Source organism: Nostoc cycadae WK-1 (assembly GCF_002897135.1).
In the GTDB taxonomy this organism is placed as follows: domain Bacteria; phylum Cyanobacteriota; class Cyanobacteriia; order Cyanobacteriales; family Nostocaceae; genus Nostoc_B.
The window spans coordinates 149702-172348 of record NZ_DF978431.1 but is presented as its reverse complement, the minus strand read 5'-3'; the positions used below and the strand labels follow the sequence as shown (position 1 = coordinate 172348).

General features: G+C 39.7%; 18 protein-coding genes. 7 read left to right on the top strand and 11 right to left on the bottom strand.

Annotated features, from left to right (window positions below):
* Positions 1-6: 6 nt before the first annotated feature.
* From NCWK1_RS17165 to NCWK1_RS17145, 5 genes are all read right to left on the bottom strand, one after another.
* Positions 7-660 (bottom strand): 2OG-Fe(II) oxygenase, encoded by a 654-nt coding sequence (locus NCWK1_RS17165; RefSeq protein ID WP_103125543.1) that lies wholly within the window; start codon positions 658-660, stop codon positions 7-9.
* 56 nt (positions 661-716) lie between these two features.
* Positions 717-1298 (bottom strand): PqqD family protein, encoded by a 582-nt coding sequence (locus NCWK1_RS17160; RefSeq protein ID WP_103125542.1) that lies wholly within the window; start codon positions 1296-1298, stop codon positions 717-719.
* Between the two features lie 149 nt (positions 1299-1447).
* On the bottom strand, positions 1448-1960 hold the full coding sequence (locus tag NCWK1_RS29170) for a PqqD family protein (RefSeq protein WP_146034003.1): 513 nt from the start codon (positions 1958-1960) through the stop codon (positions 1448-1450).
* A 30-nt stretch (positions 1961-1990) separates the two neighbouring features.
* A complete protein-coding gene (locus NCWK1_RS17150) occupies positions 1991-2839 on the bottom strand; it encodes a phosphoenolpyruvate carboxykinase (ATP) (protein WP_146034002.1) in 849 nt (282 codons plus the stop codon).
* A gap of 390 nt (positions 2840-3229) precedes the next feature.
* Complete coding sequence (locus NCWK1_RS17145) at positions 3230-4414, bottom strand: nucleotidyltransferase domain-containing protein (protein WP_103125541.1); 1185 nt, start codon at positions 4412-4414, stop codon at positions 3230-3232.
* A 78-nt stretch (positions 4415-4492) separates the two neighbouring features.
* Here NCWK1_RS17145 and NCWK1_RS17140 point away from each other — a divergent pair, with 78 nt between their 5' ends.
* Positions 4493-4717, top strand: coding sequence for a DUF4351 domain-containing protein (locus tag NCWK1_RS17140; RefSeq protein ID WP_103125540.1), 225 nt, complete (start codon positions 4493-4495; stop codon positions 4715-4717).
* A gap of 15 nt (positions 4718-4732) precedes the next feature.
* Here NCWK1_RS17140 and NCWK1_RS17135 read toward each other — a convergent pair whose 3' ends face one another.
* A complete protein-coding gene (locus tag NCWK1_RS17135) occupies positions 4733-6484 on the bottom strand; it encodes a DUF3685 domain-containing protein (RefSeq protein WP_103125539.1) in 1752 nt (583 codons plus the stop codon).
* 103 nt (positions 6485-6587) lie between these two features.
* Here NCWK1_RS17135 and NCWK1_RS17130 point away from each other — a divergent pair, with 103 nt between their 5' ends.
* Positions 6588-9611 (top strand): pentapeptide repeat-containing protein, encoded by a 3024-nt coding sequence (locus NCWK1_RS17130; protein WP_103125538.1) that lies wholly within the window; start codon positions 6588-6590, stop codon positions 9609-9611.
* A 54-nt stretch (positions 9612-9665) separates the two neighbouring features.
* Here NCWK1_RS17130 and NCWK1_RS17125 read toward each other — a convergent pair whose 3' ends face one another.
* Positions 9666-10115 carry a Fur family transcriptional regulator gene (locus tag NCWK1_RS17125; protein WP_096583848.1) on the bottom strand — a complete coding sequence of 150 codons (450 nt, stop codon included), beginning with the start codon at positions 10113-10115 and terminating at the stop codon, positions 9666-9668.
* A 476-nt stretch (positions 10116-10591) separates the two neighbouring features.
* On the opposite strand from NCWK1_RS17125, the gene NCWK1_RS17120 reads away from it, so the two are divergent.
* Positions 10592-10858 carry a hypothetical protein gene (locus NCWK1_RS17120; protein WP_015112584.1) on the top strand — a complete coding sequence of 89 codons (267 nt, stop codon included), beginning with the start codon at positions 10592-10594 and terminating at the stop codon, positions 10856-10858.
* A gap of 77 nt (positions 10859-10935) precedes the next feature.
* Here the strand turns inward: NCWK1_RS17120 and NCWK1_RS17115 are convergent, their stop codons facing one another.
* On the bottom strand, positions 10936-11559 hold the full coding sequence (locus NCWK1_RS17115; protein ID WP_103125537.1) for an FMN-dependent NADH-azoreductase: 624 nt from the start codon (positions 11557-11559) through the stop codon (positions 10936-10938).
* A gap of 507 nt (positions 11560-12066) precedes the next feature.
* Here NCWK1_RS17115 and NCWK1_RS17110 point away from each other — a divergent pair.
* Entirely contained in the window at positions 12067-13962 is a 1896-nt protein-coding gene (locus NCWK1_RS17110; protein WP_103125536.1) for a S8 family serine peptidase, read from the top strand.
* Positions 13963-14082: 120 nt separating this feature from the next.
* Here NCWK1_RS17110 and NCWK1_RS17105 read toward each other — a convergent pair whose 3' ends face one another.
* A complete protein-coding gene (locus NCWK1_RS17105; RefSeq protein ID WP_103125535.1) occupies positions 14083-14799 on the bottom strand; it encodes a PEP-CTERM sorting domain-containing protein in 717 nt (238 codons plus the stop codon).
* A 75-nt stretch (positions 14800-14874) separates the two neighbouring features.
* Complete coding sequence (modA, locus tag NCWK1_RS17100; RefSeq protein WP_103125534.1) at positions 14875-15789, bottom strand: molybdate ABC transporter substrate-binding protein; 915 nt, start codon at positions 15787-15789, stop codon at positions 14875-14877.
* A gap of 358 nt (positions 15790-16147) precedes the next feature.
* Between modA and ilvD the strand changes: the two genes are divergently transcribed.
* Positions 16148-17839 (top strand): dihydroxy-acid dehydratase, encoded by a 1692-nt coding sequence (gene ilvD, locus NCWK1_RS17095; RefSeq protein ID WP_103125533.1) that lies wholly within the window; start codon positions 16148-16150, stop codon positions 17837-17839.
* Positions 17840-17918: 79 nt separating this feature from the next.
* Here the strand turns inward: ilvD and NCWK1_RS17090 are convergent, their stop codons facing one another.
* Positions 17919-19301, bottom strand: a complete 1383-nt coding sequence (locus NCWK1_RS17090; protein ID WP_103125532.1) for a sensor histidine kinase — start codon at positions 19299-19301, stop codon at positions 17919-17921.
* Between the two features lie 86 nt (positions 19302-19387).
* On the opposite strand from NCWK1_RS17090, the gene NCWK1_RS17085 reads away from it, so the two are divergent.
* Positions 19388-20080, top strand: a complete 693-nt coding sequence (locus NCWK1_RS17085) for a response regulator transcription factor (protein ID WP_096583860.1) — start codon at positions 19388-19390, stop codon at positions 20078-20080.
* A gap of 823 nt (positions 20081-20903) precedes the next feature.
* On the top strand, positions 20904-22487 hold the full coding sequence (locus NCWK1_RS17080; RefSeq protein ID WP_187308169.1) for a peroxidase family protein: 1584 nt from the start codon (positions 20904-20906) through the stop codon (positions 22485-22487).
* Positions 22488-22647: the final 160 nt, after the last annotated feature.

The following is a 22647-nucleotide window of genomic DNA, read 5'->3' as shown; positions in this document are numbered from 1 at the left end:
AATAAATTACCAATTAGTAGGGTTTGTAAACACCGATTTCCGAATCCAGCCGTGAAAAGTGAAACGGCTGTTAGCAAACATTTTTGATGGACAACAAACAGGTAACACTTCATGTAGATAACGACTGGGAAACAGAATGATGCTGTTTTGCTGGGGAGTTATCTGTTGTTCTAAGAGTTGATTACTGTCATCTACGCAAAAACGCAACTCACCACCCGAAAATGCCTGTGGTTCCCGATAAAAATAGTAAACATAGGAAATTTCTCGGTTGAAAGTATCGTAACTACCGTTATCACTATGCAGTTTGTAATAGTTGCCATCGTTATGTGCGGTAATTTGTGCTTCAATTAACGTCACAAAAAATGGTGGAATATCTAACTGCTGGCAGACTTGTGGCAGTAAGGACTTTACTTTATCAACTATGAGTGATTGGACTTCTGCAACCGCATTCAAACTTTGGGAAACTCGATAGTCTGGCTGATTGGTAAAAGTGGTACTGGGAACAAACTGATTTGCTTGCGCCAGAGTGTAATTGAGTAACGTTTGCCATTCTTTGTGGTCTAGAAAATTTAGCACCTGTACATAAAGTGGAGTCTTGACCACCTGTTGGTCATCTGGCTGTTTATCAGTTCCCGGTTCTAAACAGACAATATCTTGCATAGTGCTGCTAACAGTAAAAATCTAGAAAAAGCGGTAACAGAAGTGTGCCAATCACACTAAGAGGGAGGTGGTGTTATGAATATTGTTGTAAATGGTGTTGTGAATATTGTTGTAAATGGTGTTGTCGTTGGTGCTGTTGTCGTTGTACTTGTAGATGTTGTCGTTGGCGCTGTTGTTGTTGTACTTGTAGATGTTGTTGTCGGTGAAGAAGTTGAGCTAGAGCCAGTGGGAGCCGCCATTGCTGGAGTAGGAACAATAATTGATTTAATGGCTGGGAACAAAGAGCCAATGGCAAAGCCACCTACTAAACTGACTTTTTTGAGTACTTGGCGGCGGGAAGTTTGGGGACTATTCAGAGGTTCGGTAACGGCTGCATCTAACAGGTGAAACTGTTCTAACTCAGCTAATGTCAATTGAACTAAACCATGCCAATCAACTTTTTGATTTGGTGGAAACTCGAACTCTTCTTGTAACAAACGCGCAATAGTTTCGACGGTGTTTTGACCATTACACAGATACCAGACACGTACGGCGATCGCACTGAGACAATGGGCAGTATCTCGTGTTTCATCATAAACAATTAGCTCTTCTCCGACTTCTTGAATCAATAAATTTTCGGTGCGAGCAACTGGAATCATCAATTTATTCTCCTTGTATTCGGTTTCTGCTTAAGAAAGAAAGTCATCTGGCTGTTTATCAGTTCCCGGTTCTAAACAGACAATATCTTGCATGATGCTGCTAAAAGTAAAAATCTGGGAAAAGCGGTAATAGAAGTGTGTCAATTACACTACTTGGTAGTTGGCGCGGCTGTAGTTGGCGCGGCTGTAGTTGTAGTAGTTGTAGTAGTGATGGTGGTAGTAGTTGTAGTTGTCGTAGCACTAGAGCCAGTGGGAGCCGCCATTGCTGGAGTAGGAACAATAATCGATTTAATGGCTGGGAACAAAGAGCCAATGGCAAAGCCACCTACTAAACTGACTTTTTTGAGGACTTGGCGGCGGGAAGTTTGGGGGCTATTCAGAGGTTCGGTAACGGCTGCATCTAACAGGTGAAACTGTTCTAACTCAGCTAATGTCAATTGAACTAAACCATGCCAATCAACTTTTTGATTTGGTGGAAACTCGAACTCTTCTTGTAACAAACGCGCAATGGTTTCGACGGTGTTTTGACCATTACACAGATACCAGACACGTACGGCGATCGCACTTAGGCAATGGGCAGTATCTCGCGTTTCATCATAAACAATTAACTCGTCTCCGACTTCTTGAATCAATAAATTTTCGGTGCGAGCAACTGGAATCATCAATTTATTCTCCTTGTATTTGGTCTCTGCTTAAGAAAGCAATGTCAATACCTGATCAACTAATTGTGCTGCTTCACCCCGTTGTCCAGCGAAACATGAACTACCGACAGTTGCAGCAGTCAAAATAGATAATGTTAGCTCCGGGTATAACCGAGCAGTTAAAGTGTTATCCAACAGTCCTAGAATGGCTTGTCCAGTGGATATTGCTGTTGGTTGCCATTTTGCTTGCGGATGATACTGTGTTTGTAAAATTACTTTGATTTTCAGAGGACGACTACCCACAGCGACCCCTAGATTGGTGGCAGTCAATCGCTGTCTTTTTTCAGAAGAAGTACGTACAGATACGGCTCTAGGATAGGGATGAACTAATCCCTGGCGATCTAAAACGGCGTATTCATCCGAGTAATAAGTTGCGCCAGCTTGCAAAAAGGCCATGACTAAGGTCGTTTTCCCACTGAAACTACGCCCAGGAATGACGATCGCATAATCGCCCCAAGCAACTACGCCAGCATGAATAAATAACCAATCCTGAGTAGCCATCCCAATCGATAAACACAGGTCATTTTCTAGTAGCGTTAAGACCTCATCCAAATTGGGAGAACAAAGCAGTTCGGTTTGTCCTTCATATAGCCGATAGACAGACTCATCATCTTTGTCTGCGCCAACCCACAATGAATAGAGTTTCTGAACAGGTAATCCAGATAATGGAAAGCGGATGGGTGGCAAATACGCTTGCAGCGGTTCTAGCAAAGTAGACTTGTTCAGTCTGATGCCAATTCCTATGCCATAACTGCTGAAGAAAATGCGATCGCTCCATTTCAGATTTTCTAAGCAGAATGCCTGTTTGTTGGCATCCTGATCAACTGGTGAAGTTGTCAAAATCATCCTAATGCAGTAGTGTCAAACCCTGAGAATAAATATTAAAACAGTTAAAATTAGCTCAAAAAAATCACCACCATGAATCAGATAGAACGTAGAGGCTAGTATTCTTACTCAGCACTTCCAGTCAATCATGGTAAACATTTGCCATCAAGCACGAAAAAAAGATTTACACCCTTTACCCCCTATTGATAAGTAAGTCGGTGGGAAAAAATAAAATTATATTAAAAAAGGTTAACTAAACTAAAACCTTCTTCCTTCCTGCCTTTCTCTAGCCAGAAGCCGTGACTTTGCTAGATCAAATCAATTTATTACATTCGCTGGTGATTCTAATCTGACTTCTTCGGCAAAACGTATGATTGGCAACAAATTGTTACTGAATCATGTCAATCATTTTCTGATCGCTTTACTTAATTGTTCGACGCACAAGCGGATTGGCCTGATGAGGTAATACAAGAAAGAGAGTGAATTTGGCAGGTTGAACAACCGCCGATCGCGCACATTGGGAATTAACAACCGCCAAACAAAATACTGCACCCAATCCCTACTGCGATCGCGGACTCGCAAACGAAACATTGTTGTTTGCCAAGTTGTGGATAAGGGCATAGGATGTGAGAATAAGCGATTGATCACTTGTTGAGACAACTCAGGTAAGCAAGTGTCTTGGATAATTGCGGTTTGTAAAGATTGGGGAATTGGGGCTTGTAACAAATCTTGAGCCAGTTTCAGCCCTAAAAGTAGCATTCGATGACAGTGTAATACTTGCGATCGCTCCTCCACAGTCTGCCAATCGAGATGTTTGTAAGTTTGCAATAATTCAGCAATATCACAAATCCACTTTAATTGTGACCAGCATTCTTTGGCACCGTGAACGCACAATAGTAAAAGCAAGTCTTCGGGCGATAAGGTAGCAACATCAGTGTCTAACAAACTCACTAACTGACGACGTTCCCACAGTTGTTCAAAAGGTATTTCTAACGCAAAAAATCTTGGTGTTAATCGCCAGTGTAAATCTATGGCTACATCTTTATTTGGCAGCAAAAAATCTCGTTCACTATCTGACCAAATATTCATTCTTTCTTGAATATTATCCACTGCCAGGGTTTCATAACCATGCTGAATTAATAAAGCTTTTGCAGCTACTAAATAATCTGGATGGATTAAGATATCCAAGTCACTGAAATAACGGAGTGCGTAACTACCATAGAGTGCAACTGCTAAAGTCGGGCCTTTGTATGGTAAAACCGGAATTTGATGTCTGTTGAAATCTTGCAATAGTCTGATTAATTCATGACTGAAAATCATCCCCTTGAGTATATAACCTTGATAATTTTGCTGGAGTTGATTCAACAAACTCCTGGGTACATTCACCGCATCAACAGTTTGTAAACTTTCCCAGAGCAAACCATCAATTCCATTGCAGCTAGATAAATCTTGCAATAAAGTCCAATTAATCTGTGTCTTACAAAGTTCCTGAATTGCTATGTTTAAAGCTGGCGATCGCTGAGTATGAGCGCAATGCAAAATTAACTGCACTTCTGGTAAGTTAATGGAAATAATTGATTGTCTATTCACTTGTGTCTTTCACAATAAAAAAATTGCTATAAGAAGCGTAAAGCGAAATTTTAGCAATCCGGCACGGTGCTAAAATGAATAAAATTACAGTTACAGCAGTCCTCAATCAATCCTCGACAACAAGAGGCGGTTAATCTTGTGATTCGATTGCTAACTAAGCGATTTGGAGAACTATCTGAAGAACTGCGATCGCGCATTTCCAGTTTACCTCTGCTTGTTCTCGAAAATCTGAGTGAGGCATTGCTGGATTTCACCAGTTTGGCTGATTTGCAAGTGTGGTTAGCAGCAATTGATAATCAATAACAAATGACTACTTATTCACTTTGGTCTTTCGCTGTTGCGGTTGAAATTTTTATCTTGGAACGACACACTACCGATACCTTGCAAAATCCCACGACCGATTAAACCTAAACCACGACCGATAATTTGAGTCAGCACAAAGACAATACCACTCCCTAGAAAAGATAATAGGGATTGTAGGCGAGGAGCGATCGCATCCCAAAATTCTAGCCCTAGCGTCACCAATAAAGGAACTCCCGAAAGCTTGGCTAATTCTGCGTTTCGCGGAGCATATATCGAAGTTTTAGCAATCCCGCGCGGTGCTAATACAAACAACTCATAGCGGCTTTCAAAAATTGCTTTGGCTTCATTAACATAATTATTTAAACGATATTTCCATGATAATTCATTTCTAAAACGTTCAATTTCTCGCGTAGAAATTAACTTCCGAGTATAGAAATTTTTCTTAATCGCTTCTACATCGGCTAAATAATTTAACAGTGGTTGTAATACCCCATTACCAACCTGAATCAACAAATTCTCTAAAATGATTAATGCCTGAGATTTAGCATCATCACTATCAGCTAAATAAGCATGATTATCAATATATAAATCTGTCTGAAACAGTAAATAAGAAAATAACTCTAATACAAAAGGAATTTTATTTAATATTTCTGTTTGAATAACTCTAGGATTTTGCAACAATACATTTACCACTGCAATACTTTGCTTCCCGACTTGAACTTGGGAAAATTTACCGAAAAAATCTGTAACTGTAGCTTGCCAAACATCAAATAATATAGTATTTTTGTATCCTTCTAACTGCTCAATTGTAATTTGAGCCGCACGTAAACTATCTAACTGTGTAGCTAATTTTTGTAATATTAAATAAAGTAAATCACGTTTTTTCGCTTCATATAAAATATCAATCTCTAAAGGAACATCCGCAACGTTTTCTAAGGGCGATTGTAGCTTATTGATACAAGTAGAAAATAACTCAAATTGCAAGTTAATTGGGTTAATATCTGGTAACAAAGTTAGTGGTTGTTCCACATCTGTTGTGACAATAGCACTACTAGATAAAGGAATAAATGGCAATTCTTCAGGAGAGGAAGTTAATCGTTGCCTTTGTTGGGATGAACTTAAAAATTTATTGAGTAACCAATGCGCCGCTAAAAGTTCTCGCCGTTGTCCAGCCAGTACAGCCCGTTCTAGTATTGGTAAACCTGGGGTTTGTAATTGTAATGTAACTTTTGCTAAGGAATCATTAATATAATTAATTCCTGATAAACACTGATTATGCCATAGCCCCAATAAAGGCATCTGAGGCGGTGGAGAAATATTAACTGGAGAAGGATTGGTATTTAATACCCAATAGGAATCACCTGTTGCTACTTCTGCTATGACGGCAATTATTTGAGATATGGGAGTACCTTTAGGGAGATAGCCATTGATCCCAGCTACCTTAGCCGCCGTAAGTATTTCTGGGTTTTGGACAGAACTCAGCAGTAAAATTGGCAAAGTGGGATATGTACTTTTGAGCAGACGACACAATTTTAAACTTTGTAACTGACTATCAAGAGAACGACCGTTGCCCAATTCCAAAACTACTAGATTTACTTGGTTGGGGTCTTGATGAGCAAATTCTGCTAGTCTTTGCAAAGCAGCCGTATTGGTTTCTACTTCTGCTACAACTTGCCCATCAGCCATTTCTTCTAAAGCTATCCGCAGTCCCAAGCGAAAAATAGGATCTTGGTCAATTAGTAATATTTTGAGAGGGCGATCGCTCATCATTACCTGAGACACTAAGGATATTCTTACTCATTGTCACCTGTTTTCGTCCACCAATAAATGAATCATAATTACATAGGCGGAGTCTTAATTGTGTAATTAAATGAACCTCAGTATTCGGCAATGGTTGGCAGAACGCCAGATTGAAATCCACCAAATTAGAGCATTTTCCCTTGGTCAATTGGCGGGAGTCGCCTACCGGATTGTCCAAGACATGGAACTCAAAAGCCTTGCACCGCTTGATGTCTGTACCTTAGTGGAGGTGTTAGAATTGCCTTTGGGGTCTGTTTGGGAAGATATTAATGTCATCGCCCGATTAACAGAAAGCCTATTGCGTAGTCTCAGTGAAAAAAAAGCCTTAAAACGTAACGAAGGTACATGGTTGGCGTTTCAAATTGCCTATCTCCAAGCTTTACAACAGGTGATTCAACAAGAAGTCAGCCTGCAAAAACCTTGGCTGAATCGAGCCATAATTCCAACTCCCGCGGAAATATTGAAAGAGTTGATTGGCAAACTCAGTTTACAAGATGTTCAACTCCAAGGACTTTTGAAAACTCTAAGTCCAGGTAAATTAACTGATACTCAAGCTGAACAAGCACTATCTGTAGTGGCAGATTCATTATTAGTACAACAAATGAATAATGCTACTGTAGCTTGGTTAATTGCCAATGGTGCTGAAGATTTAGAAGCAAAATTGTTAACGCAGCGTTTAACTCATTCCCTAAGTGGATATTTACTCAAAGTTGTGGCTGAAAATGCACCGCAACTGGCACAATTACAAAAATTTTTCCAGTTAGGTTCTACTATAAATATTTCCACCTCAGAACTAGGTGCTTTGGGAACCTCTACTAATTCGACTGTAGGAGACAAAATTGATTTATGTCGAGAAAATTATCGGGGGATTCTGCTCCAAAATCTGAGTACACCTTTATTTATAGAATCTTTTGCACTCAAAGATATTTATATTCCTCTCAAGGGTTTAGTCTCAGACAAAAGTAATTCTCCATCGGTATCTGTTGATTTAAAAAAATGGGTGCAAGAACAGTTAGCAGATAGCGAAACAATCGCTGTCATTACATCAGAACCAGGATATGGTAAAACCAGTTTTTGCCAAATTTGGGCAGCAGAAGTAGCACGAGAACTTTATCCTGTTTGGATGCCAGTAATTATTAGATTGCGGGATATTAAGTATGGCAAAACTTTAGCAGAAACTCTTAATTCTGGGTTTATTTTGAATACTCAGGTTAATTTAAGTGATTGGTTTGATCAAGAACATTCGCGATGTTTGTTACTTTTAGATGGTTTGGATGAATTACCTGCTTCTAGTTTAGGCACAAGGGCAAAGGCAATTTTTCTCCAGCAGCTAATTGAATTTCAATCTGAAGCTAAACATAAAATTATATTGACTAGTCGCAAAAATACTTTAGAAGAAATTGACTCCGATATATTATTGCAGTTACAACAAATAATCATTCAACCATTAGAACAAGAACAATTAAAACAATGGTTTCAACAGTGGGCAATTTTACAATCATTACCCATCGCCCAAAATTTCTTTACCTTCTTAAAGCAATCTGGTTTATTTGTCAGTAATTCTAAGTTTCCCGAACTTTCGGCTTTGGTGCGCCAACCATTGATGCTGTATTTGCTAGGGGTTTTACACCGTGACGCACTCATAGATGATGAAATATGGCAATTAGCTCAATCAAATAGCACTTTTACTGTAGTTTGGGAAATTTATTATCGCCTGAGTCGTTGGTTATTAGGCTATCCCGCAATTGGTGGGATTAAAACCATGCTATTGCGTTCTGGTTCGGCTCACATTCATCGTACACAAGAAGCGATCGCCAATTTACTCTCAGGCAGTCATCCCCAAGATTTATTAAACCAAATGCAGGCGATCGCTCTGCAAATTTTACACAGCGATCGCGATCAAATTCACTTACCGAAAACTTCTCACCCTCACACCCTACCAGCCTTCTACTTCAAAACATCCCACTCCGTACTTTTGGTAGAATTTTCCCACCCCAAATTAGGTGAATATCTCTGTGCTGACGCTATTGCTGATCAACTACAAATCTTGACTCAGCAGCAAAAAGATGCCTATGGAACCCTGATGTTTTGCCTAGATTCTCCTCAGAGTGTTGCTCAACATCTATATAAACTACTTGGTTATGGTGTGTTGACTAGAGAAATCAAACAACTGGTAATTGAAACTTTACTACACCAGCCTAAAAGCGATTTTTCTCTAGATTTATTACTACAACGTCTAGAATTATTTTGGCATGGTTACTGTCAAGGTCGTTGGTTGAATGAAGGAATCGTTCATCAAGCTTGGAATTATTTCCACACACTAAATAATCCTATTAATGTTGAGCAAATTAATGCCAACGTCGGTATAAATATATTTTTATTATTATGTGCTGGCTATCGAGTTACAAAAGTTGCTTTTTCTCCTTGCGGTAATCCTGATAATGTCACTGAATTTTACCCAGAAGCTTTGACGATGCTGATGGGTAAACTGGCAATTTTATCTAATCATGTTTTAGTCCGGCGAATTCTCCCTCAATCCTTAATTGGACTTAATCTCTCAGGGGCATCTTTGTCACAAATGATGTTAGCTAAAGCCAATTTTGAACAGACAAATTTTTCAGGTGCAAATCTCAGTTATGCAAATTTAGCTGGTGCAAATCTCAGCCGGGCAAATTTAACTGGTGCAAACCTCAGTTATGCAAATTTAAATGGCGCAAACCTCAGCCGGGCAAATTTAACTGGTGCAAATTTGACTGGTGCTAATCTCAGAAACATTAATTTTGAGACTGTCAATCTCACCAATGCCTGCTTATTTGATACTATTTTGAATGATACTGACAGAGAAATTGCCACAGTTAATGGTGCTGTATTCTCTTTGGAACAGTTTTACACCCTGAAAAAATTACTCTCACAAAAATCTTTAATGAGCATCACCCCTAGCGCCGATAAAACGGAAGCTTGGTTGCACAATCATCCTGATATTCAAGGACTTGAAGGTTTGCAAGGAGAGACAATGGTCTCCGTAGATCTATACGATGATGATGATGTCGAAGATGAAACGGTATTTAGTGTAAATCCTAATGATTATGATTAGTCATTGGTCAATAGTCCATAGTCAAAAGTTATTTTTCTCTACACCCCTACACCCTTACACATCTTCTGATGGATGGCGATAACCATAAAAGTTAATACTATATTCCGTGATTTGTACCCCTGTTTGTTCTTCAACTTGACGGAGTAATTCTGCTGGTAATTCTATGTGGACATCTAGAATTTGATTGGTATCAAGACAGTTGACATGGCTGTGAGCATCACTAATGTTGCCATATAAACGGCCATCACAGTGTTCGATACACTCAATAATGCCTTGGCTTGATAAGGCTTCGAGGTTTTGGTATACAGAGGTATGGCCAATGTCTTTGCCTTCTTGGTTAAGGCGATCATAAATTTCTCTAGCAGATAAATGCTCATTTGCTTGCCACAGCAATTCTAAGACAAAGCGGCGCTGGCGGCTAACCCGCATACCCAGCATTTGACAGCGATCTAGTGCATCTTCTAAGGAACGAATTGGTTTTTTAGCTATCGTTGGTTTTTGCATATTAGGTTTGGCTAAGTATTCTGGAAATTGGGTATTTCCATGTTTAATTTTTCTTTTTGATATAAAAAAATATTATATGCTGCTTGTTCGCCTCAACTGTGTTGTTTTTAGCGATCGCTGCACAACTTACAGTCTCAAATAATAGTATTTACAGTTTGTTGATGGTTTGCTCATCATATTCTTATCTAAAACAAACTCATTACAACTTTAGCTTAAAATCCAAATTAATGTCCACCTGGAGATAGGTGTGGTTTATATGACGCAATCTAGTTCAGTTCATGTTTGTGTTCTACCCTAGGGAAAGTCGCTAATCTCGGTAAAATTTTTATCTTCTTTTCTGAATTAAAATTGAGCAAAAAGCCTTAAAACTGTCTCTCAGCAGCGATTTCGGTAATTAAACTGGTGAGATTCCCAAAAAGAGCGAGTATAATCGGTGACTGACAATTGACAGTCTAGTTATCCTAAAGGGCTATTTTATGTCAGACCAATTTACCTTTACCGTTACAAATGACACCGACCTAGCAATTACAGAGTTGTGGGTATCTGTTGATGATGAAGAGTGGCTTCCATTTACCTTGAGTGATGACGGGATTCCATCAGGTGAAACAGCAACAATTGCTTGGGCTGAATATACCAATGATTCTCCTTGTGAATGGTATATCTCTGCTGTATTTGAAGATGAATCAGAAACTGATTCAGCCTTATTTAACTTTTGTGAAGAACCCGCTTTAACAATTGGATAAAAGCGATCGCAAAAATTGCTAAGGGCGCACAGATGTACGCCCTTAACTTTTATACAACTAAATAAAATTGCATATCTTTACCAGTTAGCCACAGCTTGAGCGATCGCGTCTTTAGCAGCTGCTAATGATTGTTGACGAGCATCATCACCTAAATTGAGGCTATCAGCATGAATAAATGTCACATCTGTTAGACCGATAAAACCCAAAATAGCGCGGAGATAGGGTTCTTGATAGTCATAAGCTGCAAAGGGTGTACCTGGAGGAAAAGTCCCACCACGAGATGTAATAATTAGTACTTTTTTGCTGCTATCAACTAAACCCTTATAGCCGTTCGCATCAACGGTGAAGGTGCGACCAACACGAACAATTTGGTCAATGTAAGCTTTGAAAGTAGAAGGAATATTCAAGTTATACATTGGTATACCAAAAATATAGCGATCAGCAGCTAGAAACTCATCAATTAAACTATCCGAAAGCTTAATCGCCTCAGCTAATTCGGGTGTGTGCGTATCTGGTGGTGTAAAAGCCGCAGCTATCCATGATTCGTCTACGTGGGGAACAGGATGATGACCCAAATCTCGGTAACTAACTGTATCCCCTGAATGAGTATCTTTCCAAGATGTGATGAACTCATAAGTGAGTGCGCGTGAAACAGAACGTTCACCACGAGGACTAGAATCAATGTGTAGGATATTTGCCATAAATAAAGCCTAAAATCAGATTATTACTCAAATTTGTTGGTTTGAACGAGCAGTACAAAAGGTGACACCAGAAATCTAGATCAGTTCACCAGAAGCGCAGAAAGTCTGTCAAGTCAAGCCCACAATCGTCAGCATCAGTGATGCAAACATATTATACTGGGCTAAAAGCATGACACAGTAAACCGATATTTTTTGCCTATCTAGCTGCATCAGATTTTATGTTTGTTTAACAGTCTTAAGTAAAGAATGTTCAACTTGAACGCAGACTAACTATGCTTGTTATACCAACTAGATGAACTAATTACCAACTTTAATGGTATTATCTAAAAAATCTTGACTGAATTAAGCTTCTGCGGTGTGGCTAAAAGAATAATTAATCTAAGCAGTAGGTTTGTAAAAATGCTTGCTGCTGAAAATTTGGTGTGCGAAAAAACAGACCAAATTAGTTAATTTTTTACTTAATTTCAGTCAGATACCAGGGCAATATATAAGTGAAAATATTTTGATATGCGTTCTGACCAAAAAAATATAAATCTTATTTCTAGCGCTACTAGTAAGCATAATATTTGGGAAAATCATCACCATCAAGTTAGCTTAATTTCTCCTAAAAAAAACAGCCTTAAATTGCTAAATTATCAGAGTTATTCATCTGCTTTAAAATCTAGTAATGCTGGCTCTGATATCACTAGCTTGAATCAGCAAAATAACCAAGAAAACACTCAAGCGATCGCACTGACATCTGCCCAACCAGACTTAATAGTACAAAATGCTGTAGCTCCAGCTTCAATAACTGCTGGTAGTACAATTAACCTGAACTATCAAGTCAAAAATCAAGGTGTAGAAAATGCTTTTTCTAGCTACACACTTTTTTATCTATCGCATGATCAAACTGTGAGTGATGATGATGTTTACTTAGGCTCAGACTATGTTGATGGTATTGCTGCTGGTGTTTATAGTTCAGAATCAGTCGCACTCAAAATCGAAAATAATATTGCCGCTGGTAGTCATTATTTACTTTATCAAGCTAATGGTAATGGAGATGCTATTGAAAGCAATCTAAACAATAATACTTTTGCTCAGACTATCAATGTAACTCAAACGAAGACAGATTTGATAGTTCAAAATGCTGTCGCTCCCAGTTCTATATCTGTGGGAGAGAGTTTTAAAGTTAGTTATCGTGTCAAAAATCAAGGTATTGGCAAAGCTTTTCCTAGCTCTACAACCTTTTATCTATCTAGAGATAAAACAGTGAGTGATGATGATTTGTATTTAGGCTCTGATGAAATTGCTAGTCTGGCCGCAGGTGCTTACAGTTCCAGAACACTCACTTTTAGCATTGAGAAGAATGTCGCCCCAGGTAGTTATTATCTGTTGTACAAAGCTGATGGTAACAACAATGTAATTGAAACGAATGAAAGTAATAATATCGTTGCTAAAGCGATCGCCCTGAAAAATATTTTTAGTTCTACAAATGGTTATGGCTTGATTAATGCAGCCGCCGCTGTGGCTCAAGCTTTAGCTCAAACTACCTTTGCAGATGTTCCTGATTTGGGCGGTCGTAATTGGGGCGCAGATCTGATCAAAGCTTCAGAAGTCTGGGCTAAAGGCTATACAGGCGCAGGAATTACTGTCGCGGTTGTGGATAGTGGTGTTGACCGCAACCATCGAGATTTAAGCTCTAATATTTGGAAAAATACCAAGGAAATTGCTGGCAATGGTAAGGATGATGACGGCAATGGTTATATTGATGATGTCTACGGTTGGAACTTTGTTAGCAATAACAATAACACCCTAGACAAAAACGGTCATGGTACTCACGTTGCGGGTACTATTGCCGGGGTAAACAATAGCTTTGGTGTAACTGGTATTGCCTATAATGCCAAGATTATGCCAGTGAAAGTTTTAAATGAAAATGGCTCTGGCTCTGATAGTGCGATCGCTAATGGTATTCGTTACGCTGTGAACAATGGCGCAAATGTGATTAACATCAGTATTGGCAAAGATCAGCCGAATACTGATATACAGTTAGCCGTGCAATATGCCAGTAGCAAAGGCGCAATTGTCGTTATGGCCGCTGGAAATGCCAGTGGTTCCACACCATACTATCCTGCGAATTATGCTCAAGATTGGGGTGTGGCGGTGGGAGCAGTTGATCAATCTGGGAATATGGCCAATTTTTCTAATTTAGCTGGCTCTGAACTAGTCAGCTATGTTACAGCCCCTGGTGTTGGTGTTTATTCTACACTTCCTGGTAATAAATATGCTGCTTGGAACGGCACATCAATGGCAACGCCTCATGTTGCTGGGGTAGTAGCTTTGATGCTCAGTGCGAATAAAAATCTTACAGATGCCCAAGTACGTAAGATAATCACAGCAACCGCAAGCAATAGTTTGACGGCATAAGGTCATTAACAGGACTTACGCACAAAAATTGTCTGGGGAGACTGGGTATAAGGATGTAAGGTTTTTGAACACTTACACCCTTACACACCCTATACTCCTTCACCTACTCCCTAACGAAAACTAACAACTCGCAGCTTTTTTGCGCTTTAACCAACTGCCTAGTAACCCAGCAATAGCGATACCACCAATAGTTGTTGGTTCAGGTACAGCTTGGTTTCCGCTACCTTGTGAATTCCCATTACTGACTCGGTAAACACTCACATCATCTAAGTTTAACCAGTCATATCCAGTACGACTGGCAAACTTTAACTCTGTAACTCTTGATGTAGCGACAAAATTAACGGTGTATTTTTGGAAATTCTGTAAGGAATCAGGATTTAAGGTGAGGTTTGTTAGTTCTAACTGCTTTTGTCCACCGACAAATACTTGAAATATGTTATCAAGACGGGGTGCTTCTTCTACAGAGGCTAGATAAAAGCTGAGTTCATAATTCTTATTCTTCTGTGTAGCTAGAGTTTGTGAAAGGTAAGCTAATGTTCCAGGCGGAGTATAGCCAAGTTCGACGCTACGTAAACCATTGGTCGCTGGGTTAGGATAATTTGACAAACGATTAGCAAAGATATCAACACCAATCAGACTGTTATTATTCCAGCCAGTAATAAAAGGATTAGGTAGAGTGGGATCATAATCAGGATTTACCAGTGGGTCTGCTTCAAAATCGCCATTCTGCACTAGATTTACTCTTACCGCTTGCGCCTGGGGAATATAAGCACCAGTAATAGCAATGGCGCTAGTCATACCAACAACAAGCAGTCCTATATTTTTCGCTGATTTCATCAGATTTAACTCCAAATAATTTAAATGTCACGAGAATAAAAAGTTGCTGAAAAAGCGATCGCAGATTTTCTGGGGTTAAGGAGTACCAAATCCACGAGCAGTCAACCTACCTCTGGCTGTAGAACTTGATAAGAAGTTGGCAAAACTAGTTGCAGCCGTAAGATTAGTAGTTCTGTTAAGTACAGCCGCCGGATAGACAATCGAACTGTGGCAGTTTTGTGCCACAGTTGTGATGAAGGTAGTAGTATTAGAAATTCTTTGGTCAGTTGTGTAAACTAGACCTGCATCAATTGTGTTGCCACTAAGTGTTTTATTTTGCACTGCCGTCAAGACGTTACGGACATTACTAGCAAACACTAACTTGTTGGCAGTCGTACTATTTAGGAGAGTGTTGTAGCTACCTGCACCACAACCACTGAGGGTGCTTTGGAGAGCTTGTTGAGCATAGGCTCCGGCGGGTACGGTTGCGGGATCACCGATAGCAATCCCTCTAATACCACTTCTGGGAGGACTGCTGGTGGTGCTGTTTGTCAGTCTGTCAATACCTGCGATCGTCGGACTGGGAGCCGGAGAAGTCGGCGTAGTCGGTCTAATCAAAACTAGACGGTTAGTTGCAACTGTCACTGGCCAACCAGAAGCTAATTGTCCCGCTGTTTGCAGGCTATTCATTTGCGTTGTCGCCGCCGAGATAAAAATATCTGGGATACCTGCTGACTGATTTGCTGGCAAGTTGATTTGATTGAGCAACGCACCAGAAGAATCAAAAGTGTTGACAAAAGTAGCTCCTAAGCTAGGGTTAGCGGCAATGAAGTCATTTTCAATTTCTGGTAGTACTTCTGATAAGCTAACTGCGGCAAAGACCCGCAAGGTGACTGCCGCCTGTGCTTTTTCGGCTGTCTGATTGAGCAGCGGTAAGCCTATTACTAACAGCAAGCTGGTAATCGCCGCAGCTATCCAGGTGATCAAACCTCTTCTTCGAGTTAGAAACATGCTGAATCGTTGAGTTGGTGTAAGGTTGACGCAGGCGTATATTACCAACAACAGGAGTGTTTACCAATATATTTGGTAATAATACTATAAGTAATCCTACCAGGGTTGGTAGTTATTACCAACATATCTGGTAATCAAATCCTGACAAAACACTGTGGTCAAAAGAGGTAGGGGAGCAGGAAGCAAGGGGTAGAATATTTCTCCAATTCCCCCTGCCCTCTTCCCCGAAGCCTCTTCGGTGGAAACTCGGCAATAAATAAATGATCAACGCTGAGGTTAATACTCTTGTGTGCTGCGTTGGCATGAGAAAATCAGATAATACGATCGCAATACAAGCGATAAAGTCAAAGGAAGAAAGATGTCGGATAATTTGAGAAGCCGGGTTGTAACACAAGGTGTACAGCGATCGCCAAATCGAGCGATGCTCCGGGCTGTTGGGTTTGAAGATGCCGATTTTAACAAGGCAATTGTCGGTATTGCCAATGGCTACAGCACTATTACCCCTTGCAATATGGGGATAAATCAATTGGCACAAAGGGCAGAATCTGGTATTAAAAGTGCTGGAGCTATGCCGCAAATTTTCGGTACAATTACCATCAGTGACGGGATTTCGATGGGAACGGAAGGGATGAAATATTCCCTCGTATCAAGAGAAGTGATTGCCGATTCTATTGAAACCGCCTGTACAGGACAAAGTATGGATGGCGTGTTGGCGATTGGTGGGTGTGATAAAAATATGCCAGGGGCAATGCTGGCGATCGCCCGGATGAATATTCCGGCGATTTTTGTCTACGGTGGTACAATCAAACCCGGACACTACAACGGTCGTGATTTAACTGTCGTCAGTTCCTTTGAAGCAGTGGGTCAATACAGCGCCGGCAAAATTGACGAAACTGAATTAACAGCAGTTGAACAAAATGCTTGTCCTGGTGCTGGTTCTTGTGGTGGGATGTTTACAGCCAATACCATGTCTTCGGCATTTGAAGCAATGGGGATGAGTTTACCTTATTCTTCCACAATGGCAGCCGAAGATGCCGAAAAAGCCGACAGTACCGAAAAATCAGCGTTTGTTTTAGTAGAAGCCATTCGTAAGCAATTATTGCCCCGACAGATTATCACCCGCAAATCTATAGAAAATGCTATTTCTGTAATTATGGCCGTCGGTGGTTCTACCAATGCAGTATTACATTTTCTAGCGATCGCGCGGGCGGCTGGTGTGGAATTAACCATCGACGACTTTGAAACTATCCGTGGTCGTGTACCTGTATTGTGTGATTTAAAACCTAGCGGTAAGTACGTAGCGACAGACTTACACAAAGCTGGCGGTATTCCTCAAGTCATGAAAATGCTGCTGGTACATGATTTGCTGCATGGTGACTGTATTACCATCAGTGGTCAAACCATTGCGGAAATCCTTGCCGATGTGCCGAATGAACCTAGGGCTGACCAAGATGTAATTCGCCCTTGGGATAAACCGATGTATGCTCAAGGTCACTTGGCAGTTCTCAAAGGTAATCTCGCTACTGAGGGTGCAGTGGCTAAAATTACCGGGGTGAAAAAACCAGTCATTACCGGCCCCGCCAGAGTATTTGAATCAGAAGAAGCTTGTTTAGATGCGATTTTGGCAGGCAAAATTAAAGCTGGTGATGTGATTGTGATTCGTTACGAAGGCCCCAAAGGTGGCCCTGGAATGCGGGAAATGTTGGCTCCCACCTCGGCAATTATTGGTGCTGGCTTGGGTGATTCTGTCGGGTTAATTACTGATGGACGCTTCTCTGGTGGTACTTACGGGATGGTAGTTGGTCACGTTGCACCAGAAGCCGCTGTAGGGGGAGCGATCGCCTTAGTCGAAGAAGGTGATAGCATCACAATTGATGCCCCAGCGCGGCTGTTACAGTTGAATATTTCTGATGAAGAATTAGCCCGCCGCCGTGCTAATTGGCAACCCCGCCCACCTCGTTACACTAAAGGTGTATTGGCGAAATATGCCAAGTTGGTATCTTCCAGCAGCCTTGGTGCAGTCACAGACTTAGGTTTGTTTGATAGTTAATCAACCGCAGATGGACGCAGATAAATAAACATAATCTCTGCGTCTCTGCGCTATGCCAATGCTTCACCATCTGGCATCCTTATGTGTTTTCTTGAGGAATCATGATCGTAAATGTCGTACCTGTACCTACTTTACTTTCTACGATAATTTCTCCTTGATGTAGCTCTATACATTTTTTGACAACTGCTAACCCTAACCCTGTCCCAGCAATATTTTCAACATTTTGGCATCGGTAAAAAGGCTCATATATTTTATGTTGCTCTGCTAATGGAATACCAATTCCTTGATCAATAACTTGAAAAGTTATCATATCCGCTTCAGATTTTAGTATTAAATAAATTTCGGTTTCGTTATTTGAATATTTGATAGCATTTAATAACAAATTGCTAAGAATAGAATACAAAAGCCTTTCATCAATGTTGGCTTTAAAAATAGAACCTATTTTTTGAAATCGGAGCATATTTGCTGTTGTAGCAAAAAGCTGTAAATCTTCTACTAAATTTAAGCAAAAGTTTTCTAAATTTATTACTTGTAATTTAAAATCTAACTGACCTGCTTCGGCTCGCGTTAAAATTAATATATCCGTTAATATATGATTCATAATTTTAGCAGAAGATTGAATCCGAAAAATATTCTTTAACTGCTGTCTATCTACTAAATTTTCGAGACTTTCCTTTAATAACTGTGCTGAAAGTAAAATTATACTTAAGGGTGTCCGAAATTCATGAGAAATCATAGAAAACAATTGAATTTTTAAATCACCTATTTTCTTTTCTTGAGCTAAAGAAGATTCTAAATCTCTAATTCGCTCACGTTTAATCCATTGATTCTCCAGAATCATACATAACCCCAGAATTATGATTAAAATTAAAAACGTTGTAAAAATTTCTATAAAAACTCGGAAATAAATACTTTGTTTTGATTGCTCTAATGAATCTTGGAGATAAGTTTGTTCTTCTGCTTTAATATCTGCTATAACCTTCAAGATTTTTTCTCGAATCTGAACACTGCTAACGGTAATATTATTTTGTATTAACAATGCTGTTTTATCTTTTTGATAAAGTTCTATAGATTGCTCTAACAGAGATAATCTTTGATTGACTAATAAATTTAAACTTACCAATCGTTTTTCTTGACTCTCATCCGGATGTATTTGTTTTTGTAATATTTGCAGTTGAGAGCGCATATCTGCCTTTGCATTATAATAACGCTGCAAATCCTGACTACTACCTAAAAAAATATATCCTCGTCTAGCTGATTCTGCGGCAGTCATTGCGCCATAAAAATTTGTCAAAGCATTGAGAGTTTGATATGTCTGCTGCACCCTGTTAGCTCCATATTTGATTTCATCTGTGTTCTTCAACGAAACAAAACAGATAATTACCATTAGCAACAAGGTTAAACCAAAACCTCCCATAATCCATTTTCCTGGGAAAGTCCATTTGATCAATTGCTGAGTCATAGATTGAGTTAAACAATAGTTACTTATACATGATAAATTTAAGGTATTGCTAATATATTTGCCTGTTACTCAATAAAAGATCAAATATGCGAATTTTAGTAGTTGAAGATGATATTCAACTCGCAGAAGTACTAGCAGAAGCACTCAATAGACGGCAATATGTTGTGGATATTGCCAAAGATGGAGAAGCAGCTTGGAACTCTACACAATCCATGAAATATGATTTAATAGTCCTGGATATAACCTTGCCTAAGCTAGATGGAATTAAGTTTTGTCACCAGTTACGTACTGTCGGCATAAACAATGCTGCACATCGTAATGCAACTATACCAGTGTTAATGTTAACAGCGCGTGATACCGTAGCGGACAAAATTGCTGGGTTAGATGCTGGTGCAGATGATTATGTAGCCAAACCATTTGATTTAGAAGAGTTAATGGCTAGAATTCGTGCGTTACTTAGACGAGGTAGTTCCAGCAGTACAGTGAGTCTGTTATGGGAAAAATTGTACCTAAATCCCAGCACCTATGAAGCTACTTACGATAGCTATCCCCTATCATTAACTCTAAAAGAATATGCAATTTTAGAATTACTGGTTGCTAATGGTAGACGAGTACTAAGTCGTTCTAGCATTATTGAACAAGTTTGGTCAGTTGATGAATCTCCTGTTGAAGAAACAATCAGATCCCATATTAGGTGCATTCGACAAAAGCTGAAAGCGTTAGGTGCAGCAGAAAACTTCATTGAAACTGTTCATGGACTAGGGTATCGCTTGAAATAGTCATCATGATGCTCATCTCATCAGCAGCGTTGAAAATTTAGCCAGGATTATCTACACGAATTATACACAAACTCTACACGAGGATTGCATATCAATATAATATTATGATGTTTGAACTGAAAATTATAAGTATAAAATTCAATACTTAAAAATTGAATTTAGTATTCAATCGTCTCTATTTAATGATTTATCGGGGTTCATAAAATTTACGTGATTTGGAGTCATTAAAGAAAACTAAGTTGACTACGCTTATGAATAAATATGATCGTGGTAGTGGTAGATATGACAATCTGCTTTTAATTAATGAGCTTTGTTCATCTATTACTTTCTATTCGTCAATCATCACCGAAATTAATATAGGACTTACGTAGTGAGATAAGCAATCAAGGATTTTAAGAAGGGTGTATGGATGTATGTACCCAACACCCTGACACCAGGTGAACTCATGCGTAAGTCCTATAAATAGAGTCCGAATATCATATACCTTCACGTTAATTAATTTTAAATTTTTAAATAAGCTAATAAAAATCTCTATTTTCTCTGCAAGAATAATTACCACTGTCCTGTAAGTTTGCTGTTGTTATACATTTTAATTGGCAAATTTAGCACAGGTTGATGTTGGATTAGCTTGCAAAGATAAAGGTTTAGTATTGCCTTTAGGTTTTTATTATTTTTGTGTTTTCCCTTGTTTTTAAAAGTAAAATCCGAGATTACTTCTGTGTTTTACAAAGACTGTGGCTGACGTAAATGGATAGAGTCAGTTTTGTGCAGATGTCATAACTGCACTTACTTGGTTTTTTGTTAAATAGTCCTAATGAAAATTATGAATAGCCCAAAAGTTAAAGGCTCAAAAGATAAAGCACTCTTGAAAAAGAAAATCCTTTCTGTGTTAGCGATCGCTATTACTGCTATTTTTTCTATCGGTGTGATAGTGGGTGGTTTTCTTGACAGAGAAGTGAAAGCACAGTCTGTTGATGCGACTCTACCCAGTAGATTCGGCCGGATGTTTCGTAATCTACCACCTTTTGCGCCACCCAGCCCGATTGTTAAAAATGCTCTGATGGAAATGGGTAAACCTGGGGGTATCTTAGATGCTAAAGACAATTTAGCCGCAGGGCCAATAGCCCTGATCACTGATCCTACTCTCAACGTTAACAATCCCAACAACCCTACCCATACAGCTGGTACAACCTTTATGTCCCAGTTTTTGGATCTTGACATAACCTTTGATACGACATCTCGACTAGGCCAAGTAACACCTCCAGTCTCGGCAACGAACTCTCGAACCGCAGCCTTTGACCTTGATAATATCTACGGTTCTGGGCCGATAGGTTCGCCAAATCTATACGACCCTAAAGATCCAATTAAACTAAAACTTGAAAGTGGCGGCTTATTTGAGGATTTACCGAGAGACGCAAACAATCGAGCGATTATTGCCGACCCACGCGGTGATCAGCATCTAATTATCAGTGGGTTGGTAACTGCGTTCTATAGCTTTCACAACCATCTGGTGGATTTAGTTAGATCCCAGTCTCCTAATATCTCGAACGATGATGTTTTTCGTCAGGCTCGTCAATTGACCACATGGCACTACCAATGGACAATCCTCCATGAATTTTTGCCCCTGGTAGTTGGTCAGGATATGGTGAATGACATATTAAAAAATGGGCGTAAATTTTATAATCCCTTGCCAAATAGAGGATTTATCCCAGTTGAGTTTCAAATTGGTTATCGTATCGGTCACAGTATGATCCGGCCTTCTTACCGAGCCAACTTGGCTGGTGACAATGGCAAGCCCTTCTTTGCATTCATTTTCGATCCTTCTCAAGAGGGAAAACCTGATCCAGACGACCTCCGCGGTCGAGCAAGAGCAGCACGACGCTTTATTGGATGGCAGACATTCTTCGACTTTGGAGATAATCAAGTCAGACCGAATAAATTAATCGATACGAAAATTTCTAGCCCACTGTTTAACTTGCCACTTCAGACTATTGGTTCAGGTACTCCTCCGACTTCACTTATCCAACGTAACCTACTCCGGCACCTAACTTGGCTACTACCATCTGGTCAAAGCATCGCTCAGAAGATGGGTGTACCCGTACTAAGTAAGTACGACTTGGCGGAGCTTCGGAGTATTTACCCTACCTTCGATACCTCCACACCACTTTGGTACTACATCCTCAAAGAAGCTGAACTGAAAGAAAAAGGCTTACATCTAGGCCAAGTTGGCGGTCGGATTGTTGGTGAGGTAATTATCGGTCTGCTTCAGGTTGACCCAAATTCTTATCTCAATGTAAATCCGTCTTGGGTGCCAACTTTACCCACCAAAACTGGTAAACCTCAAGATTTTCGGATGACTGATTTGTTAACTTTTGCTGGTGTAGCTCCGGCTAGTCGTGGTCAGTGATGTTATTGTCGGACTTTTTATACCATAGTTTGGTTTATTTCCGCCGACCTAACTACGACTGAGCAGCTTAATATAATATCCAAAAAGCAAAGAAAGCAAAAAGCAGGTGAGCATCAATCACTTGCTTTTTGCTTTTTTATAAATATTCTCTAAATTTACC

What these genes read in the sequence shown, in the direction of transcription:
- NCWK1_RS17165 (WP_103125543.1), bottom strand. Translation starts at nt 660, where the DNA reads ATGCAAGATATTGTCTGTTTAGAACCGGGAACTGATAAACAGCCAGAT.
- NCWK1_RS17160 (WP_103125542.1), bottom strand. Translation starts at nt 1,298, where the DNA reads ATGATTCCAGTTGCTCGCACCGAAAATTTATTGATTCAAGAAGTCGGA.
- NCWK1_RS29170 (WP_146034003.1), bottom strand. Translation starts at nt 1,960, where the DNA reads ATGATTCCAGTTGCTCGCACCGAAAATTTATTGATTCAAGAAGTCGGA.
- NCWK1_RS17135 (WP_103125539.1), bottom strand. Translation starts at nt 6,484, where the DNA reads ATGAGCGATCGCCCTCTCAAAATATTACTAATTGACCAAGATCCTATT.
- NCWK1_RS17130 (WP_103125538.1), top strand. Translation starts at nt 6,588, where the DNA reads ATGAACCTCAGTATTCGGCAATGGTTGGCAGAACGCCAGATTGAAATC.
- NCWK1_RS17125 (WP_096583848.1), bottom strand. Translation starts at nt 10,115, where the DNA reads ATGCAAAAACCAACGATAGCTAAAAAACCAATTCGTTCCTTAGAAGAT.
- NCWK1_RS17120 (WP_015112584.1), top strand. Translation starts at nt 10,592, where the DNA reads ATGTCAGACCAATTTACCTTTACCGTTACAAATGACACCGACCTAGCA.
- NCWK1_RS17115 (WP_103125537.1), bottom strand. Translation starts at nt 11,559, where the DNA reads ATGGCAAATATCCTACACATTGATTCTAGTCCTCGTGGTGAACGTTCT.
- NCWK1_RS17110 (WP_103125536.1), top strand. Translation starts at nt 12,067, where the DNA reads ATGCGTTCTGACCAAAAAAATATAAATCTTATTTCTAGCGCTACTAGT.
- NCWK1_RS17105 (WP_103125535.1), bottom strand. Translation starts at nt 14,799, where the DNA reads ATGAAATCAGCGAAAAATATAGGACTGCTTGTTGTTGGTATGACTAGC.
- modA (WP_103125534.1), bottom strand. Translation starts at nt 15,789, where the DNA reads ATGTTTCTAACTCGAAGAAGAGGTTTGATCACCTGGATAGCTGCGGCG.
- ilvD (WP_103125533.1), top strand. Translation starts at nt 16,148, where the DNA reads ATGTCGGATAATTTGAGAAGCCGGGTTGTAACACAAGGTGTACAGCGA.
- NCWK1_RS17090 (WP_103125532.1), bottom strand. Translation starts at nt 19,301, where the DNA reads ATGACTCAGCAATTGATCAAATGGACTTTCCCAGGAAAATGGATTATG.
- NCWK1_RS17085 (WP_096583860.1), top strand. Translation starts at nt 19,388, where the DNA reads ATGCGAATTTTAGTAGTTGAAGATGATATTCAACTCGCAGAAGTACTA.
- NCWK1_RS17080 (WP_187308169.1), top strand. Translation starts at nt 20,904, where the DNA reads ATGAATAGCCCAAAAGTTAAAGGCTCAAAAGATAAAGCACTCTTGAAA.